The 16,567-nt window shown below is 57.8% G+C and carries 13 protein-coding genes and 1 pseudogene; 7 read left to right on the top strand and 7 right to left on the bottom strand.

Annotation, left to right across the window (positions count from 1 at the left end):
* Entirely contained in the window at positions 1-1,350 is a 1,350-nt protein-coding gene (gene qseC / locus MKleb_RS23880; protein ID WP_025105923.1) for a quorum sensing histidine kinase QseC, read from the bottom strand.
* The gene (gene qseB, locus MKleb_RS23875; protein WP_014226870.1) at positions 1,347-2,006 is read right to left on the bottom strand and encodes a quorum sensing response regulator transcription factor QseB; all 660 of its coding nucleotides are present in this window, start codon (positions 2,004-2,006) and stop codon (positions 1,347-1,349) included. The genes qseC and qseB overlap by 4 nt, the downstream gene beginning before the upstream one ends.
* A gap of 150 nt (positions 2,007-2,156) precedes the next feature.
* Here qseB and MKleb_RS23870 point away from each other — a divergent pair, with 150 nt between their 5' ends.
* From MKleb_RS23870 to MKleb_RS23845, 6 genes and pseudogenes are all read left to right on the top strand, one after another.
* The gene (locus tag MKleb_RS23870) at positions 2,157-2,564 is read left to right on the top strand and encodes a YgiW/YdeI family stress tolerance OB fold protein (RefSeq protein ID WP_014839568.1); all 408 of its coding nucleotides are present in this window, start codon (positions 2,157-2,159) and stop codon (positions 2,562-2,564) included.
* A gap of 77 nt (positions 2,565-2,641) precedes the next feature.
* Positions 2,642-3,511, top strand: coding sequence for an AraC family transcriptional regulator (locus MKleb_RS23865; protein WP_009651841.1), 870 nt, complete (start codon positions 2,642-2,644; stop codon positions 3,509-3,511).
* A 122-nt stretch (positions 3,512-3,633) separates the two neighbouring features.
* Positions 3,634-5,892, top strand: coding sequence for a DNA topoisomerase IV subunit A (gene parC, locus MKleb_RS23860; RefSeq protein WP_025105924.1), 2,259 nt, complete (start codon positions 3,634-3,636; stop codon positions 5,890-5,892).
* A 192-nt stretch (positions 5,893-6,084) separates the two neighbouring features.
* Positions 6,085-6,822: a 1-acylglycerol-3-phosphate O-acyltransferase gene (gene plsC, locus MKleb_RS23855; RefSeq protein WP_004125254.1), complete on the top strand. Its 738-nt coding sequence runs from the start codon at positions 6,085-6,087 to the stop codon at positions 6,820-6,822.
* Positions 6,823-6,906: 84 nt separating this feature from the next.
* Positions 6,907-8,319: a cell division protein FtsP gene (gene ftsP / locus MKleb_RS23850; protein ID WP_004854230.1), complete on the top strand. Its 1,413-nt coding sequence runs from the start codon at positions 6,907-6,909 to the stop codon at positions 8,317-8,319.
* 30 nt (positions 8,320-8,349) lie between these two features.
* Positions 8,350-10,590, top strand: a pseudogene (locus tag MKleb_RS23845) (YgiQ family radical SAM protein); the annotation flags it as partial.
* Between the two features lie 127 nt (positions 10,591-10,717).
* Here the strand turns inward: MKleb_RS23845 and MKleb_RS23840 are convergent.
* From MKleb_RS23840 to yqhD, 3 genes are all read right to left on the bottom strand, one after another.
* Positions 10,718-11,173 (bottom strand): HIT family protein, encoded by a 456-nt coding sequence (locus tag MKleb_RS23840; RefSeq protein ID WP_025105926.1) that lies wholly within the window; start codon positions 11,171-11,173, stop codon positions 10,718-10,720.
* 98 nt (positions 11,174-11,271) lie between these two features.
* Positions 11,272-12,099: a 2,5-didehydrogluconate reductase DkgA gene (gene dkgA / locus MKleb_RS23835; RefSeq protein WP_025105927.1), complete on the bottom strand. Its 828-nt coding sequence runs from the start codon at positions 12,097-12,099 to the stop codon at positions 11,272-11,274.
* 132 nt (positions 12,100-12,231) lie between these two features.
* Positions 12,232-13,395, bottom strand: coding sequence for an alcohol dehydrogenase (gene yqhD / locus MKleb_RS23830; protein ID WP_025105928.1), 1,164 nt, complete (start codon positions 13,393-13,395; stop codon positions 12,232-12,234).
* Between the two features lie 196 nt (positions 13,396-13,591).
* On the opposite strand from yqhD, the gene MKleb_RS23825 reads away from it, so the two are divergent.
* Positions 13,592-14,491, top strand: a complete 900-nt coding sequence (locus MKleb_RS23825; RefSeq protein ID WP_014226863.1) for an AraC family transcriptional regulator — start codon at positions 13,592-13,594, stop codon at positions 14,489-14,491.
* A 44-nt stretch (positions 14,492-14,535) separates the two neighbouring features.
* Here MKleb_RS23825 and yghB read toward each other — a convergent pair whose 3' ends face one another.
* Together yghB and metC are read right to left on the bottom strand one after the other, a co-directional pair.
* Entirely contained in the window at positions 14,536-15,195 is a 660-nt protein-coding gene (gene yghB, locus MKleb_RS23820; RefSeq protein WP_004125241.1) for a DedA family general envelope maintenance protein YghB, read from the bottom strand.
* Positions 15,196-15,327: 132 nt separating this feature from the next.
* Positions 15,328-16,515 carry a cystathionine beta-lyase gene (gene metC, locus MKleb_RS23815; RefSeq protein ID WP_004854212.1) on the bottom strand — a complete coding sequence of 396 codons (1,188 nt, stop codon included), beginning with the start codon at positions 16,513-16,515 and terminating at the stop codon, positions 15,328-15,330.
* Positions 16,516-16,567: the final 52 nt, after the last annotated feature.

Genomic DNA, 16,567 nt, shown 5'->3' with positions numbered 1-16,567 from the left:
CTACCAGCGAATGCGCGCCTCGAATCCGCCGTCCCGGGCGTTGTCGAAGCTGGCCGTCATCCCGTGCAGCGCGGCGATGCGTTTGACGATGGAGAGCCCAAGGCCGCTGCCGGGCTGTTCCTGGCCGGGAGGGCGATAAAAGCGTTCGCCGATGCGCGTCAGGGCCTCGGCGCTGATGCCCGGGCCGTTATCGCGTACGCGAAATTCACCCGCATCAAGGATGATGTCGACCTGGCTTCCGGCGGCGCTATAGCGCACGGCGTTATCCAGAAGATTGCGCACCAGCAGACTCAGCAGCAGCGGCTGGCCGGTGCGCGTGATGTTTTTCGCGTTCAGGTGCAGGCGTAGCTCAACGCCGGCCTGCTGGGCGGGGTGGTACATCTCCATGACCGCCGACTGCAGCAGTTCATCAAGGGCGATAGTCTGGAGATCGTCCAGCTGCGCCAGCGAATCCAGACGCGACAGAGTGAGTAACTGGTCGACCAGGCGAGTGGCGCGATCGATCCCCTGGTGAAGCTGCGCCAGCGCTTTATCCAGCCCTTGCGGATCGTCCGTTGAGAGCTGGGCCACTTCGGTCTGCACCTTCAGCGCCGCCAGCGGGCTGCGCAGCTCGTGGGCGGCATCGGACGTGAAGCGACGCTCGCGGATCATGGTGTCATGCGTCCGGGTAAAGAGCTGATTTAGCGCGTCGACCAGCGGGCGAACTTCGCTGGGCACGTTCTCGCTATTTAGCGTTTCGGCGGAGTCCGGCGCCCGGGCGCGCAGCGTGGTGGCCAGCTTTTTCAGCGGCGCCAGCTCCCGGCTCAACAGCACGATGAGCAGCAAAAACATCAGCGGCAGCGCAACCAGCCAGGGCGTAAGCTGGGAGGTGACAATATCCAGCGCCATCTCGCGGCGGTAATCCCACTCCTGACCGACGGCGATACGATGGCGACCGTCGCGGGTGGTAAGCCACAGGAAGCGCCACTCGTCATCGTCGCCGCGCAGGTAGCCATCGCTGAACCCCTCCCGATGGTTACCCCACGGGATATCCTGGCCATTTTCGCCATCGTTAAGCACCATTTTGCCATCGGCGGTAAAGATAGCGAAAGCCAGCGCATCGTCATCGAGATGGCCATGTTTGACCTTTTTCTGCTCCCGTACCTGCGGAGCGAGGGTATGGAGTTCGTCAACATTCATCGCGCTCAGGCGGCGGGCGAACAGCAGCTGCTGGGTATCGAACAGCTTATCCAGTTTGTCGGCGGTTTGTTGCCAGGCCACAAGGCTGGCAATGCCCCAGGCGGCGCTGGTCAGCAGCAGGAAAAGCAGCGTCAGGCGGACGCGCAGGCTCAGTCTACCCAGCCGTTTCATGCGTCCCCCAGGGTATAACCGATGCCGTGCACGGTGCGAATGAAGCCGCTGCCGAGCTTACGGCGCAGATGATGGACGTGTACTTCTACCGCGTTGCTGGAGACATCGTCATCCCAGCTATAGAGCTTTTCCTCAATCAGCTTACGCGGCAGCACGCGTCCGGCGTTGCGCATCAGGAGTTCCAGCAGAGCAAACTCCTTTGGCTTGAGCGGCAGGCTCTCGCCGTTTAGCGTGGTCGTGAGTCGGCCTGGATCGAGAACAACATTGCCGTGCCGCAGCTCGCTGCTGCTGTGGCCGTGGGCGCGACGCATCAGCGCTTCCAGACGCGCGGCGACTTCAACCAGTGCGAAAGGTTTGCAGAGGTAGTCATCGGCGCCGAGACGTAACCCTTCAACGCGCTGGCTGAGCGCGTCGCGGGCGGTGAGGATCAGTACCGGTTCGTGGCGGCCTTTGTCGCGCCATTCGCGCAGAATATCCAGCCCATCGATGCCGGGCAGGGTCAGGTCCAGAATAATGGCGTCGTAAGGGGCGTGGTACAGCGCGGCTTTGCCCTCTTCGCCGCGGGTAAACCAGTCGACGCTGAAGCCCAGCTTGGTCAGTCCGGTTTTAAGGCCGTCGCCGATCAGTTTGTCGTCTTCCACCAGTAAAATGCGCATTTTCTGCTCCTGTGTCCCTCGGATATTCCCGCAGTAAAGCGCGTTGCGGCGCGCGCTGTACAGGAATAAAATTTATTTTTTCCGCTTAAGAAGTCGTTAAGTTTTGCCCGGTGTAATAGTGACGATATAAACACAAAGGGAGAACACATCATGAAGAAAATCGCCGCAATGACCGCTATCATCGCCTTAGTTTCCATGCCGGTACTGGCCGCCGGGCAGGGCGGATTTTCCGGACCCGGCTCGACGCAAACCAGCCAGACGACCACGCAAAACGGCGGGTTCATTGGCCCGAACGGGAGCGTAACGACGGTTGCGAATGCGAAAAGCCTGCGTGACGATACCTGGGTGACCCTGCGCGGTAAAATCGTGGAGCGTATTTCCGACGACCTGTATAAATTCCAGGACAGCTCCGGCACCGTGAACGTCGATATCGATCACAAGCGCTGGAACGGCGTGACCGTGACCCCGCAGGATACGGTAGAGATTCAGGGTGAAGTGGATAAAGACTGGAACTCAGTGGAAATCGACGTAAAGCAGATTCGTAAAATCACGCCATAATTTTCTTATCATCTTAAGCAAGATCGGTCAGGAACCGCACTCCTCGCTCTGTCAGAGTATGTTTCCGGGAGGATGCGATGAACGATACTCAGGTAAGCCCGGCCTTTGCCGGGCGTTTTCAGCAAGTGTGCTTGTACATTGAACGCCATCTGGACACGCCGCTGTCGCTGGAGACGCTTAGTGCGATAGCCCACAGCTCGCCGTATCATTTTCACCGGCAATTCAGCGCCTATAGCGGGGTACCGCTCTATCGCTATATCCAGTGGCTACGTCTGCGTCGCGCCTGTTGGCGACTGGCGTTTAATCCACAGGAAAAGATTATCGATATTGCCCTTGATGCGGGGTTCCAGAATCCTGAGTCGTTCAGCCGTGCCTTCCGCAGCGCTTTCGCGCAAAGCCCCAGCCAGTTCCGTCAACAGCCGGACTGGCTGGAATGGCATCGACGCGTGCCGAAACATACGCTACAGGAGCAACACCCGATGGATGTTAAAATAATCCAGCTACCTACCACTCAGATCGCGAGGCTGCGGCATCGCGGCAACCCTGATTTAGTCAATGAGACCGCCGCGAAGTTTATCGCCTGGCGCAAGGTGAGCGGTCTGTCCCCGGTCGCCAGCTGCGCAACCTGGGGAATCTCCTGGGACGACCCCGCGGCCACGCCGGCTGACGATTTTCGTTTCGATATTGGCGGTACGGTCAGCCAGCCGGTGCCGGAAAACAGCTTCGGCGTGGTGAATGGCGAGATCCCCGGCGGACGTTGCGCAGTGGTGCGTCATCATGGCTCTCTGGACACGCTCGCGCAGAGCATCTGGTTTCTTTATCGCGACTGGCTGCCCGCATCGGGAGAGTCGCTGCGCGATTTCCCTGTTTTCTTTCGCTACCTCACTTTCGTGCATGAAGTCGGTGAGCATGAGCTGCAGACGGACGTTTATCTTCCGCTGAAATGAAGGATGTCCACTGAATTCCTCAACCAGCCTAACGCCCTGTGACTCAGGGCGTCAGATAGGGTATTATCGCCGGTAGTTTTGCCGTCCGAACGGCCGGTACGCAGATTGAGGATTCACGATTAATGAGCGATATGGCAGAGCGCCTTGCGCTGCATGAATTTACGGAAAACGCCTACCTGAACTACTCCATGTACGTCATCATGGACAGGGCGCTGCCGTTTATTGGCGATGGCCTGAAGCCGGTCCAGCGTCGCATCGTCTATGCGATGTCTGAGCTGGGTCTCAACGCCAGCGCCAAGTTCAAAAAGTCCGCCCGCACCGTCGGCGACGTGCTGGGTAAATACCATCCGCACGGCGATAGCGCCTGCTATGAAGCCATGGTGCTGATGGCGCAACCCTTCTCTTACCGCTATCCGCTGGTTGACGGTCAGGGGAACTGGGGGGCACCGGACGATCCTAAATCCTTCGCCGCGATGCGTTATACCGAATCCCGTTTGTCGAAGTATGCTGAACTGCTGCTGAGCGAACTGGGGCAGGGCACCGTTGACTGGGTACCGAACTTCGACGGCACTTTGCAGGAGCCGAAGATGCTGCCTGCGCGCTTGCCTAATATTCTGCTCAACGGCACTACCGGCATTGCCGTCGGCATGGCGACGGATATTCCGCCTCACAACCTGCGTGAAGTCGCTCAGGCGGCCATTACCCTGATTGAAAAACCGCAGACCTCGCTGGACGATCTGCTGGATATCGTACAGGGGCCGGATTACCCGACCGAAGCGGAAATCATCACCCCCCGCGCCGAGATCCGCAAAATCTACCAGAATGGCCGCGGTTCGGTGCGGATGCGCGCGGTGTGGACGAAAGAAGACGGCGCGGTGGTGATCAGCGCGCTGCCGCATCAGGTTTCCGGCGCCCGCGTGCTCGAGCAGATCGCCGCCCAGATGCGCAACAAAAAGCTGCCGATGGTGGATGACCTGCGCGACGAATCGGATCACGAAAACCCGACTCGCCTGGTGATCGTCCCGCGCTCTAACCGCGTGGATATGGAGCAGGTGATGAACCACCTGTTCGCGACGACCGATCTGGAAAAGAGCTATCGTATCAACCTGAATATGATCGGGCTCGATAACCGTCCGGCGGTAAAAAACCTGCTGGAAATCCTCTCGGAATGGCTGACTTTCCGCCGCGATACCGTGCGCCGTCGTCTCAGCTACCGTCTGGAAAAAGTCCTTAAGCGCCTGCATATCCTGGAAGGTTTGCTGGTGGCGTTTCTGAATATCGATGAAGTTATCGAAATTATCCGTCACGAAGATGAGCCTAAGCCGGCCCTGATGTCGCGCTTTGGCATCAGCGAAACTCAGGCGGAAGCGATTCTGGAATTAAAACTGCGCCATCTCGCCCGGCTGGAAGAGATGAAGATTCGCGGTGAGCAGAACGAGCTGGAGAAAGAGCGCGACCATCTGCAGGCCATTCTGGCGTCTGAACGCAAAATGAATAACCTGCTGAAGAAAGAGCTGCAGGCCGACGCCGACGCCTTTGGCGACGATCGCCGTTCGCCGCTGCGCGAGCGTGAAGAAGCGAAAGCGATGAGCGAGCACGATATGCTGCCGTCCGAGCCGGTCACCATCGTTCTGTCGCAGAGCGGCTGGGTGCGCAGCGCCAAAGGCCACGATATCGACGCGCCGGGGTTGAACTATAAAGCGGGCGACAGTTTTAAAGCCGCAGTGAAAGGGAAGAGCAATCAGCCGGTGGTCTTTATTGACACCACCGGGCGTAGCTACGCGATTGACCCTATCACCCTGCCGTCCGCACGCGGACAGGGCGAGCCGCTCACCGGTAAGCTGACCCTGCCGCCGGGGGCGACGGTAGAACATATGCTGATGGAGGCCGATGACCAAAAACTGCTGCTGGCTTCCGACGCAGGATACGGGTTTATTTGTACTTTCAACGATCTGGTCGCGCGCAATCGTGCCGGTAAGACGTTGATTAGCCTTCCGGATAACGCGCACGTAATGCCGCCGCTGGTGATTGAGGATGAGTCCGATATGCTGCTGGCCATTACCGCAGCCGGCCGCATGCTGATGTTCCCGGTGAGCGACCTGCCGCAGCTGTCGAAAGGCAAAGGTAACAAGATCATCAGTATTCCGTCGGCGGAAGCGGCTGCGGGCCAGGATGGCCTGGCGCACCTGTTCGTTCTGCCGCCGCAAAGTACGCTGACGATTCACGTCGGCAAACGGAAAATCAAACTACGCCCGGAAGAGCTGCAAAAAGTCACCGGCGAGCGCGGCCGCCGCGGCTCTCTGATGCGCGGACTACAGAAAATTGACCGGGTGGAGATTGATTCACCGCGTCGCGCCTCCGCGGGCGATAGCGAAGAGTAGGAACATCCTCCCCCGCGGTTCGGCGGGGGAGGTTAATATTTACCGCAAAATCGTTGTTTATTCAGGCATTGCGATGAACAATATCCGCCAGCGTCATTCGAGATGCGCAACGCGCTTTGCAATGATGCCCGATGCCTGCAATCTGCGAAACAGCGAGTATAATTCTAAGCGGTTTGGGTTTCAGAGGTAGCTATGCTATTTATTTTTCGACTAATTATCGTTGTCATCTATTGTATTCTGGTCTGCATCTTCGGCTGTATTTATTGTCTGTTCAGCCCGCGTAACCCTAAGCACGTCGCCACCTTCGGCCACCTGTTTGGCAAACTGTCGCCGGTCTTCGGCCTGAAAGTCGAGCTGCGCAAGCCAGCCGACGCGGAAAGCTACGGCAACGCTATCTATATCGCTAACCACCAGAATAACTATGATATGGTGACGGCATCAAATATCGTGCAGCCGCCGACCGTGACCGTGGGTAAAAAGAGCCTGGCGTGGATCCCCTTTTTCGGCCAGCTCTACTGGCTGACGGGGAACCTGCTGATCGATCGCAATAACCGGGCAAAGGCGCATGGCACTATTGCCGAAGTCGTGAACGCATTTAAAAAGCGCAATATCTCTTTTTGGATGTTTCCGGAAGGGACCCGCAGCCGCGGCCGCGGTTTGCTGCCTTTTAAAACCGGCGCTTTTCATGCCGCTGTCGCGGCTGGCGTGCCCATTATTCCGGTGTGCGTGTCTAATACATCGAATAAAATTAATCTCAATCGCCTGAATAACGGTCTGGTGATTGTAGAAATGCTGCCGCCGGTAGATACCAGCCAGTATGGAAAAGAGGGCGTTCGCGCGCTGGCCACGCACTGCCGCGAGCTGATGTCCGCGAAAATCGCTGAGCTGGATAAAGAAGTTGCCGAACGCGAAGCGGCCGCAAAGAAATAACACAGGAAACGCCGCAAACAGCGCGCGGATTGCTGGCGGGAAACGAATTCCCTTATTAATTAGTCAGTATTTCATGGAGTTAATATGTCACTCAGTCGGCGTCAGTTCATTAAGGCTTCAGGCGTAGCGCTGTGCGCGGGCGCCGCGCCGCTGAAGGCACAGGCCGCTGGCCAGCAGCCTGCGCTGCCGATCCCCCCTCTGCTGGAGTCCCGCCGCGGGCAGCCGCTATTCTTGACGCTACAGCGCGCGCACTGGTCGTTTACGCCCGGTACCCGCGCCTCGGTGTGGGGGATTAACGGTCGCTATATGGGGCCAACCATTCGCGTCTGGAACGGCGACGATGTCAAGCTGATCTACAGCAACCGCCTGACGGAAAACGTGGCGATGACTATCCGTGGTCTGCAGGTCCCCGGTCCGCTGATCGGCGGCGCCGCGCGCATGATGTCCGCTAACGCCGACTGGGCGCCGGTACTGCCAATCCGCCAAAGCGCGGCGACCCTATGGTATCAGGCCAACACCCCAAACCATATGGCAAAACAGGTCTATAACGGCCTGGCCGGCATGTGGCTGGTGGAAGATGATGTCAGTAAGAATCTGCCGATCCCCAATCACTACGGCGTGGATGATTTCCCGGTGATTATTCAGGACAAGCGTCTGGATAACTTCGGTACGCCTGAATACAGCGAGCCCGGTAGCGGTGGTTTCGTGGGCGATACGCTGCTGGTGAACGGCGTACAGGGGCCTTTCGTTGAGGTGTCGCGCGGCTGGGTGCGCCTGCGCCTGCTGAATGCGTCCAACTCCCGTCGCTATCAGCTGCAGATGAGCGATGGCCGATTGCTGCACGTGATTTCCGGTGACCAGGGGCTCCTGCCCGCGCCGGTTTCGCTGAAGCAGCTGTCGCTGGCGCCGGGCGAGCGTCGAGAAATTCTGGTCGATATGACCAACGGCGATGAAGTGTCGATCACCTGCGGGGAAGCGGCAAGCATCGTCGATCGTATTCGCGGCTTCTTCGAACCGTCGAGCATTCTGATCTCCACGCTGATTCTGACATTGCGCCCGACGGGCCTGCTGCCGCTGGTGACCGATAGTCTGCCCGTGCGTTTGCTGCCGACGGAAATTCTGGCCGGCGCGGCGATTCGCAGCCGTGAGATCACCCTTGGCGACGATCCGGGGATCAACGGTCAGCTGTGGGATCCGCAGCGTATCGATATTACGGCGCAGCAGGGCACCTGGGAGCGCTGGATTGTGCGCGCCGATCGGCCGCAGTCGTTCCATATTGAAGGCGTCATGTTCCAGGTGCGTAACGTCAACGGCTCCGCGCCGTTCCCGGAAGATCGCGGCTGGAAGGATACCGTCTGGATCGACGGCCAGGTTGAACTGTTGGTCTATTACAATCAGCCCTCCTGGCCGCACTTCCCGTTCCAGTATTTAAGCCAGACGCTGGAGCTTGCCGACCGGGGCTCCATTGGCCAGATTCTGGTGAATCCGGCGCCGTAATTTATTCTGTCCCGGTTCCATGCGGCCGGGATTGGAAAAACCTCCTTCATTTCTTCCATCGTTCCGGCTTATAATCGCCGCCCTTTTTGATTATTTTTTTATCATTTCCCCGGAAGCAATATGAGCGCAATATCCCTGATCCAACCGGATCGTGACCTTTTCTCCTGGCCGCAGTACTGGGCCGCCTGCTTTGGCCCCGCGCCGTTCTTGCCGATGTCGCGAGAAGAGATGGATCAACTTGGCTGGGATAGCTGCGACATCATTCTGGTTACCGGCGATGCCTATGTCGATCACCCGAGCTTCGGCATGGCGATTTGCGGACGCATGCTGGAAGCGCAGGGATTTCGCGTGGGGATTATTTCCCAGCCGGACTGGAATAATAAAAACGATTTTATGCGCCTGGGTAAACCGAATCTGTTCTTCGGCGTCACCGCCGGCAACATGGATTCGATGATCAACCGCTACACCGCCGACCGCAAGCTGCGTCATGACGATGCCTACACGGCGGGTAACGTTGCCGGTAAACGCCCGGATCGCGCCACGCTGGTCTATACCCAGCGCTGTAAAGAAGCCTGGAAAGATGTCCCGGTGATCCTCGGCGGTATCGAAGCCAGCCTGCGCCGTACCGCGCACTACGACTACTGGTCTGATACCGTGCGTCGCTCGGTTCTGGTGGACTCCAAAGCCGATATGCTGATGTTCGGCAACGGCGAGCGTCCGCTGGTGGAAGTGGCGCACCGTCTGGCCGCCGGCGAGCCCATCGGGCAAATTCGTGACGTACGCAACACCGCCATCATGGTGAAAGAGGCGCTGCCGGGCTGGAGCGGAGTGGATTCCACGCGTCTGGATACGCCGGGGAAAATCGACCCGATTCCGCATCCGTACGGTGAAGATTTGCCGTGCGCGGATAACAAAACCGTCGCACCGCCAAAACAGGAAGCGAAGCGCGTTACCGTGCAGCCCCCGCGTCCGAAGCCGTGGGAGAAGACCTACGTCCTGCTGCCTTCCTTTGAGAAGGTGAAAGGCGACAAGGTTCTCTACGCGCACGCGTCGCGTATTCTGCACCATGAAACCAATCCCGGCTGCGCCCGCGCGCTGATGCAGAAGCACGGCGAGCGCTATATCTGGGTTAACCCGCCCGCAATCCCGCTCTCCACCGAAGAGATGGATAGCGTGTTTGCCCTGCCGTATAAGCGCGTTCCGCATCCCTCATACGGCGATGCCCGCATTCCGGCCTACGAGATGATCCGCTTCTCGATTAACATTATGCGCGGCTGTTTTGGCGGCTGTTCCTTCTGCTCAATTACCGAGCATGAGGGGCGTATCATTCAGAGCCGTTCCGAAGATTCGATCATTAATGAAATCGAAGCGATTCGCGACACGGTTCCCGGTTTTACCGGCATTATTTCCGATCTTGGCGGCCCAACGGCCAACATGTATATGCTGCGCTGCAAGTCGCCGCGCGCCGAGCAGACCTGCCGCCGCCTGTCATGCGTTTATCCGGATATCTGCCCGCATATGGACACTAACCATGAGCCGACGATTAATCTCTATCGCCGCGCCCGTGACCTGAAAGGCATCAAAAAGATCCTCATCGCTTCCGGCGTACGTTACGACATCGCCGTTGAAGACCCGCGCTATATCAAAGAGCTGGCTACCCACCACGTTGGCGGCTATCTGAAGATTGCCCCGGAGCATACGGAAGAGGGACCGCTGTCGAAAATGATGAAGCCGGGTATGGGCAGCTACGATCGCTTTAAGCAGCTGTTTGATACCTATTCGAAGCAGGCCGGTAAAGAGCAGTATCTGATCCCATACTTTATTTCCGCCCACCCCGGCACGCGGGATGAAGATATGGTGAATCTGGCGCTGTGGCTTAAACAGCATCGTTTCCGCCTGGATCAGGTGCAGAACTTCTATCCGTCGCCGCTGGCGAACTCGACCACCATGTATTACACCGGCAAGAACCCGCTGGGTAAGATTGGCTATAAGAGTGAGGATGTGGTGGTGCCGAAGGGTGACAAACAGCGCCGCCTGCACAAGGCGCTGCTGCGCTATCACGATCCGGCCAACTGGCCGCTGATCCGCCAGGCGCTGGAAACCATGGGTAAAAAGCACCTGATCGGCAGCCGTCGCGATTGCCTGGTACCGGCGCCGACGATCGACGAAATGCGCGAAGCGCGTCGCCAGAACCGCCATACCCGTCCGGCGCTGACCAAGCATACGCCGATTGTGCACCAGCGCTCGAACGGCGGGGCGACGGCGAAGAAGCCCGTAAAACGCGGTAAGGTTGCCGGTCGTTAATTCGGCTGCCTGCCCGCTGGCGCTTCTGTATGACCGGGCCTGATAATTCCGGGCCCGGTCAGCCGCTTGCCAAACGGCAAAGCAAATTCTATGGCTATGCCTCTCTGATTCTGGCCGCCAGCGCCGCCAGCTTTTCATCATCCGCCCGCTCATGATCGTGGGAAGAGAGATAGCCTTCATATTGCGCAAAAAACTTAGTCTGACGCGACTCGATAGGCCGCCACTGGGTCATATCGCCGGTGCCGTGCATCGGGCTGAGTTTGCTGTGGACATGGTCAACGCCATAGCCTTCAAAAAACATCCCCGTACGGCCCACGTCATCAAAGGCTTTATCCAGAAGCTTCGCCACCTTCTGCGTAGCCAGCACCAGATCGGCCAATGCCTGCGGCGGCATATCAAACGCATAGCTGGGGTAGTGCTTCTTCGGGATCACGACCGTAAAACCGTCGGTATTAGGGAAAATAGAGAGAAAGGCGAGGTGGTGTTCATCTTCCCACACCTTATGGCAGGGGGCTTTCCCCTCAACAATTTGGCAGAAAATACAGCTCATCAGCACGCATCCATTTGATTGCAATAAACCCTGAATGTACGTGGTTTTAGCCAGATAGCAAAGCGATGCTCCGCCGGAAGCCGACGGAGCAGGAAAGGTTAACCGCCGAACTGATCCGGGTCGGGTCCCAGGCGTTTGTTCTGGTCCAGTTTAGTGATTTCACTCAATTCATCTTTATCAAGACGGAAGTCCCAGACGTTAAAATTCTCGGCAATGCGCGATGGCGTCACCGATTTCGGGATCACCACCAGGCCGCTGTCGAGATGCCAGCGGATAACGATCTGCGCCGGGGTTTTACCGTATTTATCCGCCAGTTGACGAATAATTTTCTGATCGAATACCCCTTCGCCGCCCTGCGCAAGCGGGCTCCAGGACTCGGTCTGGATCTTATGCGTCGCATTCCAGGCGTGAAGCTGGCGCTGCTGCATCAGCGGGTGAAGTTCAATCTGGTTTATCACCGGAGCGACGCCGGTTTCATCGATGATTTTTTGCAGATGATGAACCTGGAAATTACAGACGCCGATGCTTTTTGCCAGTCCCTGCTGCTGCAGCTCAATTAAGCTTTTCCAGGCGTCGACGTAATGGTTAGTTGCCGGAACCGGCCAGTGAATGAGGTATAAGTCGACGTAGTCGAGCTTCAGTTTTTTAAGGCTTTCCTGCAGCGCTTCTTTGGGCTGTTTTTGATCGTCATTCCACAGTTTCGTGGTGACGAACAGCTCATCGCGGGCGACGCCTGCGCTGCTTAACGCATTGCCGACGCCGGTTTCATTCTGGTACACGGCGGCGGTGTCAAACGAGCGATAACCGACTTCCAGCGCCTTATGAATGGCGGAGACGACTTCCTCGTTGCCTGCTTTCCACACGCCGAGCCCCAGCTGCGGCATCAGGTTGCCGTCGTGTAGTTTTATAACGGTTGGATGTGTCATGCCTTCCTCCTGTTAATGAACTCAGCGGAATAAATTCCGCTGAGGGGTAGCATTAAGTCTGGACGAAATAGCTAAAAACGGTAGTTAAACTCCTCTCCTTTGCGCGAGTTTACGCGTCGGAGAGGGCGTTGATTAGCGCGCAGCCTCGTAAATACGGCGGCTGACGTCCAGCGTAATATCCTGATTTTCACCGAGCTGGGTCATGCCGTGCTCTTCCAGTTTCGCCAGCAGCGCCGGGATGGAGCTGCCATCCAGACCGTAGGCGGAAAGGCGCGTCGGGACGCCCATCTGTTCGAAGAAATCACGCGTTGCGGCGATGGCGGCGTCAATGCGCTCTTCCTCGGAACCTTCGGTGATGTTCCAGACGCGGGCGCCGTACTGCAGCAGCTTGGCGCGTTTAGCATCGCGTTTTTCATTCCACAGGGCCGGCAGAACGATAGCCAGCGTCTGGGCGTGATCGAGACCGTGCATGGCGGTCAGCTCGTGGCCGAGCATATGGGTCGCCCAGTCCTGCGGCACGCCTGCGCCAATCAGGCCGTTCAGCGCCTGGGTGGCCGCCCACATAATATTGGCGCGAACGTCGTAGTTTTCCGGCTCTTTCAGCGCTTTCGGGCCGTCTTCCACCAGGGTCAGCAGAATACCTTCGGCAAAGCGGTCCTGGATTTTGCCGTCGACCGGATAGGTAACGTACTGCTCAACGGTATGGACAAATGCGTCAACGACGCCGTTAGCCACCTGGCGCGGCGGCAGGGTGTAGGTGTAAACCGGATCCAGAATAGCGAACACCGGCTGGACGTGGGTGGACATAAACGCGCGTTTGTCGCCGGTGGTTTTACGCGAGATCACCGCGCCTTTATTGGATTCGGAACCGGTCGCCGGCAGCGTCAGCACGGAGCCCATCGGGATAGCGCTGGCCACTTTGCTGCCGTAGGTTTCGAGGATTTCCCACGGATCGCTATCGGCCGCATAGTGGGCCGCCGCGGCGATGAATTTGGTGCCGTCGAGAACGGAGCCGCCGCCCACCGCCAACAGGAAAGTGATCTTTTCATCACGCGCGATTTTCACCGCGTTCATCAGCGTTTCGTAGGCCGGGTTTGGCTCGATGCCGCCAAATTCCCGAACGTCAATGCCGTTCAGCGCGCTCAGAACCTGATCAAGCACGCCGGTTTTCTTCACGCTACCGCCGCCGTAGGTGACAAGCACGCGTGCATCCGCCGGGATTTGATCGCGCAGATTTTCAATCGCGCCTTTACCGAACAGAATACGGGTTGGGGTATGTAGGTCGAAATTATTCATGGCTGGTGCCCTCAAATAGATAAAACCGCCAACAGAGACAATACCTCTGCCAGATGACGGACATTGTGTTCCCGCGGGCCGTTCCCCTCAATGCACATTCCTGCCGTTGTCTTGCCCATTTCTCCTTGGGGCTGGAGAAATTCGCCGGAAGTGCGCACAATGCGAAGGTATAAAAACGTTCGGAGAAGCACGATAAATGAACCGCGCTGAGATATGCCAGCTATTAACGCATAAGGTTAATCAGCTGAAAGATAAAGAAGAAATGCTTAATGCTCTGCTGCCGGATATTCGCCTGCTGTACGGTACCCAGCCGGGGACGCGCACGCCGGTTATGTATCAGCCGGGGATCGTTTTTCTCTTTTCCGGGCATAAAATTGGCTACATTAACGAGCGTACCTTTCGCTATGACACCAATGAGTATCTGCTGCTGACGGTACCGCTGCCGTTTGAATGCGAAACCTTCGCCACTCCGGAAGTCCCGCTGGCGGGAATACGGCTGAACGTCGATATTCTTCAGCTGCAAGAACTGCTGATGGATATCGGGGAAGATGAGCAGTTTCAGCCGTCCATGGCGTCGAGCGGGATCAACTCTGCGGTACTGTCCGAAGAGATATTGTGCGCGGCGGAGCGCCTGCTGGATGTCATGGAGCGCCCGCTGGACGCGCGCATTCTTGGCAAACAGATTATCCGCGAGATTCTCTATCACGTGCTGACCGGGCCGTGCGGGGGGGCGCTGCTGGCGCTGGTCAGTCGTCAGACCCACTTCAGCCTGATTAGCCGCGTATTGAAGCGTATTGAAAGCCAGTACACAGAGAACCTCAGCGTCGATCAGCTGGCGGCGGAAGCGAATATGAGCGTCTCGGCGTTCCACCATAACTTTAAATCAGTCACCAGCACCTCCCCGCTGCAGTACCTGAAAACCTATCGCCTGCATAAAGCGCGCATGCTGATGATCCACGATGGTATGAAGGCCAGCGCGGCGGCGATGCGGGTGGGGTATGAAAGCGCGTCGCAGTTCAGCCGCGAGTTTAAGCGTTATTTCGGCATGACGCCGGGGGAGGATGCGGCGCGTATCAGAACGATTCAGGGGATGTGACGAACGATGTAAGGGCGGCGAATTCGCGCCGCCCCGGTAAACGATCAGGCGTTACAGTATTTCTTTTTAATCACCACGATAACCGTACCGAGCAGCCCGGCGATCAGCAGCGCGATAGGCAGAATCATCAGGCAGGTCATAACCTGATCTTCATGGCGCTTAACGAAGGGAATCATGCTCAGCGCATAGCCCAGACCGGTGACTACGCCAACCCACAGCAGCGCGCTCAGCCAGTTGAAGAACTGGAAGCGGCGGTTTGGCAGCCCGGAAATGCCCGCCATGGTGGGCAGCAGGGTGCGAACAAACGCCAGGAAACGCCCAGCCAGCAGCGCCAGCAGGCCGTGTTTGTCAAACATGCAGGTTGCCCGCTGATGGTACTTATGCGGCAGATGCCCAAGCCAGCGCTTAACCGTAACGGTGTTACCCAGCCAGCGCCCCTGGATATAGCTCAGCCAGCAGCCGAGGCTGGCCGCGGCGGTTAAAATGGCGACCGTAGGTACAAAGTCCATTACGCCTTTGGCGATGAGCGCCCCGGCGAGCAGCAGCAGGCTATCGCCCGGTAAAAATGAGGCGGGCAGCAGACCGTTTTCCAGAAACAGGGTTGCGAACATGACCAGATATACAACGCCCACAACGTGGGGGTTTGCCAACGCGGCAAAATCATGCTGCCACAGCGCGGCGACAATTTCTTGAATGACAACCATGGACTTTCCTAAGTGGTACCGTGTTTTTTGTCTAGTGTACTCCTGAAGAGGCTCGGGCACCTTGATCCCGGGCGCAACTAAAGCGGCCGTTTTTCTAAAAAACGTCCGCTATTGTTGCCACTGACCGTCACTTTACACGATACGCGCGAAGCCCGCCGCTAAATCATCCAGCAGATCGGTAACATTTTCTAACCCGATATGAAGGCGAATCAGCGTGCCGCTGAAATCAACTTCAGCATCAGGACGGATTGCGGCAATGTGTTCCGGCTGGTTGGCTAAAATCAGCGATTCAAAGCCGCCCCAGGAGTAGGCCATGCTGAACAAGCTGAAGTGGTCCAGATAAGCGGAGAGTTCGGCGTCGGTCAGGCGTTTATTGAGCACGAAAGAGAACAGACCGCTGCTGCCGGTGAAGTCGCGCTTCCAGTACTCATGGCCTTTGCTGCCGGGCAGGGCGGGATGATTCACGCGCGCCACCTGCGGATGCTGCGCCAGCCATTCGGCAATCTGCAGGCTGCTTTCATGGTGCTGACGCAGGCGTACCGCTAAGGTGCGCAGGCCGCGGCTGGTCATATAGGCGGTATCGGCATCCACCATTTGCCCCATCAGATAGGCGTTTTCGCGCAGCTGCGCCCAGCAGCGCTCATTGGACACGGCGGTACCCACCATCGCGTCGGAATGGCCGATCAGATATTTGGTGCCGGCCTGAATGGAGATATCGATACCAAACTCCAGCGCTTTAAACAGCACGCCCGCCGCCCAGGTGTTGTCGATCATAATGATGGCTTCGGGAGCGACGCGACGTACCGCCGCGACGATCGCCGGAACATCATGGACTTCCATGGTGATGGAGCCGGGGGATTCGAGGAACACCACGCGGGTGTTCGGCTGCACCAGACGAGCGATATCGCCGCCGATGAGCGGGTCGAACCAGCCGGTGGTGACGCCGAGTTTGGCGAGAATTTTCGTACAGAAATCCTGGGTAGGCTCATAGGCGGTGTTGGTCACCAGAATATGGTCGCCCTGCTCGACGAACGCCAGAATGGTATTCGCGACCGCCGCCGCGCCGCAGGGGAAGAGGGCGCAGCCGGCGCCGCCTTCCAGCTCGCACATTGCTTCCTGCAGGGAGAAATGGGTCAGCGTCCCGCGACGCCCGTAGAACAGCTCGCCTTTGGCGCGGTTGCGCGTCGCGTGCTTTTTCGCTTCGACGGTGTCGAAAACCAGCGATGAGGCGCGCTGAATGACGCTGTTTACCGAGCCCAGGGTGTATTTTTTGCTGCGCCCGGCGTGAACCAGCGCAGTATCAAGATGTTTATCAGCCATGTTCAGATAACCTGTTTTTATACGTCTGGACGTCTAAACTAACATGAATGCC

Source organism: Klebsiella sp. PL-2018 (genome assembly GCF_019048985.1).
GTDB classification, from domain to species: domain Bacteria; phylum Pseudomonadota; class Gammaproteobacteria; order Enterobacterales; family Enterobacteriaceae; genus Klebsiella; species Klebsiella michiganensis.
Note: the sequence above shows the minus strand (reverse complement) of the source record. Positions and strands in the feature narration are given on the sequence as shown.

What these genes read in the sequence shown, in the direction of transcription:
- qseC (WP_025105923.1), bottom strand. Translation starts at nt 1,350, where the DNA reads ATGAAACGGCTGGGTAGACTGAGCCTGCGCGTCCGCCTGACGCTGCTT.
- qseB (WP_014226870.1), bottom strand. Translation starts at nt 2,006, where the DNA reads ATGCGCATTTTACTGGTGGAAGACGACAAACTGATCGGCGACGGCCTT.
- MKleb_RS23870 (WP_014839568.1), top strand. Translation starts at nt 2,157, where the DNA reads ATGAAGAAAATCGCCGCAATGACCGCTATCATCGCCTTAGTTTCCATG.
- MKleb_RS23865 (WP_009651841.1), top strand. Translation starts at nt 2,642, where the DNA reads ATGAACGATACTCAGGTAAGCCCGGCCTTTGCCGGGCGTTTTCAGCAA.
- parC (WP_025105924.1), top strand. Translation starts at nt 3,634, where the DNA reads ATGAGCGATATGGCAGAGCGCCTTGCGCTGCATGAATTTACGGAAAAC.
- plsC (WP_004125254.1), top strand. Translation starts at nt 6,085, where the DNA reads ATGCTATTTATTTTTCGACTAATTATCGTTGTCATCTATTGTATTCTG.
- ftsP (WP_004854230.1), top strand. Translation starts at nt 6,907, where the DNA reads ATGTCACTCAGTCGGCGTCAGTTCATTAAGGCTTCAGGCGTAGCGCTG.
- MKleb_RS23840 (WP_025105926.1), bottom strand. Translation starts at nt 11,173, where the DNA reads ATGAGCTGTATTTTCTGCCAAATTGTTGAGGGGAAAGCCCCCTGCCAT.
- dkgA (WP_025105927.1), bottom strand. Translation starts at nt 12,099, where the DNA reads ATGACACATCCAACCGTTATAAAACTACACGACGGCAACCTGATGCCG.
- yqhD (WP_025105928.1), bottom strand. Translation starts at nt 13,395, where the DNA reads ATGAATAATTTCGACCTACATACCCCAACCCGTATTCTGTTCGGTAAA.
- MKleb_RS23825 (WP_014226863.1), top strand. Translation starts at nt 13,592, where the DNA reads ATGAACCGCGCTGAGATATGCCAGCTATTAACGCATAAGGTTAATCAG.
- yghB (WP_004125241.1), bottom strand. Translation starts at nt 15,195, where the DNA reads ATGGTTGTCATTCAAGAAATTGTCGCCGCGCTGTGGCAGCATGATTTT.
- metC (WP_004854212.1), bottom strand. Translation starts at nt 16,515, where the DNA reads ATGGCTGATAAACATCTTGATACTGCGCTGGTTCACGCCGGGCGCAGC.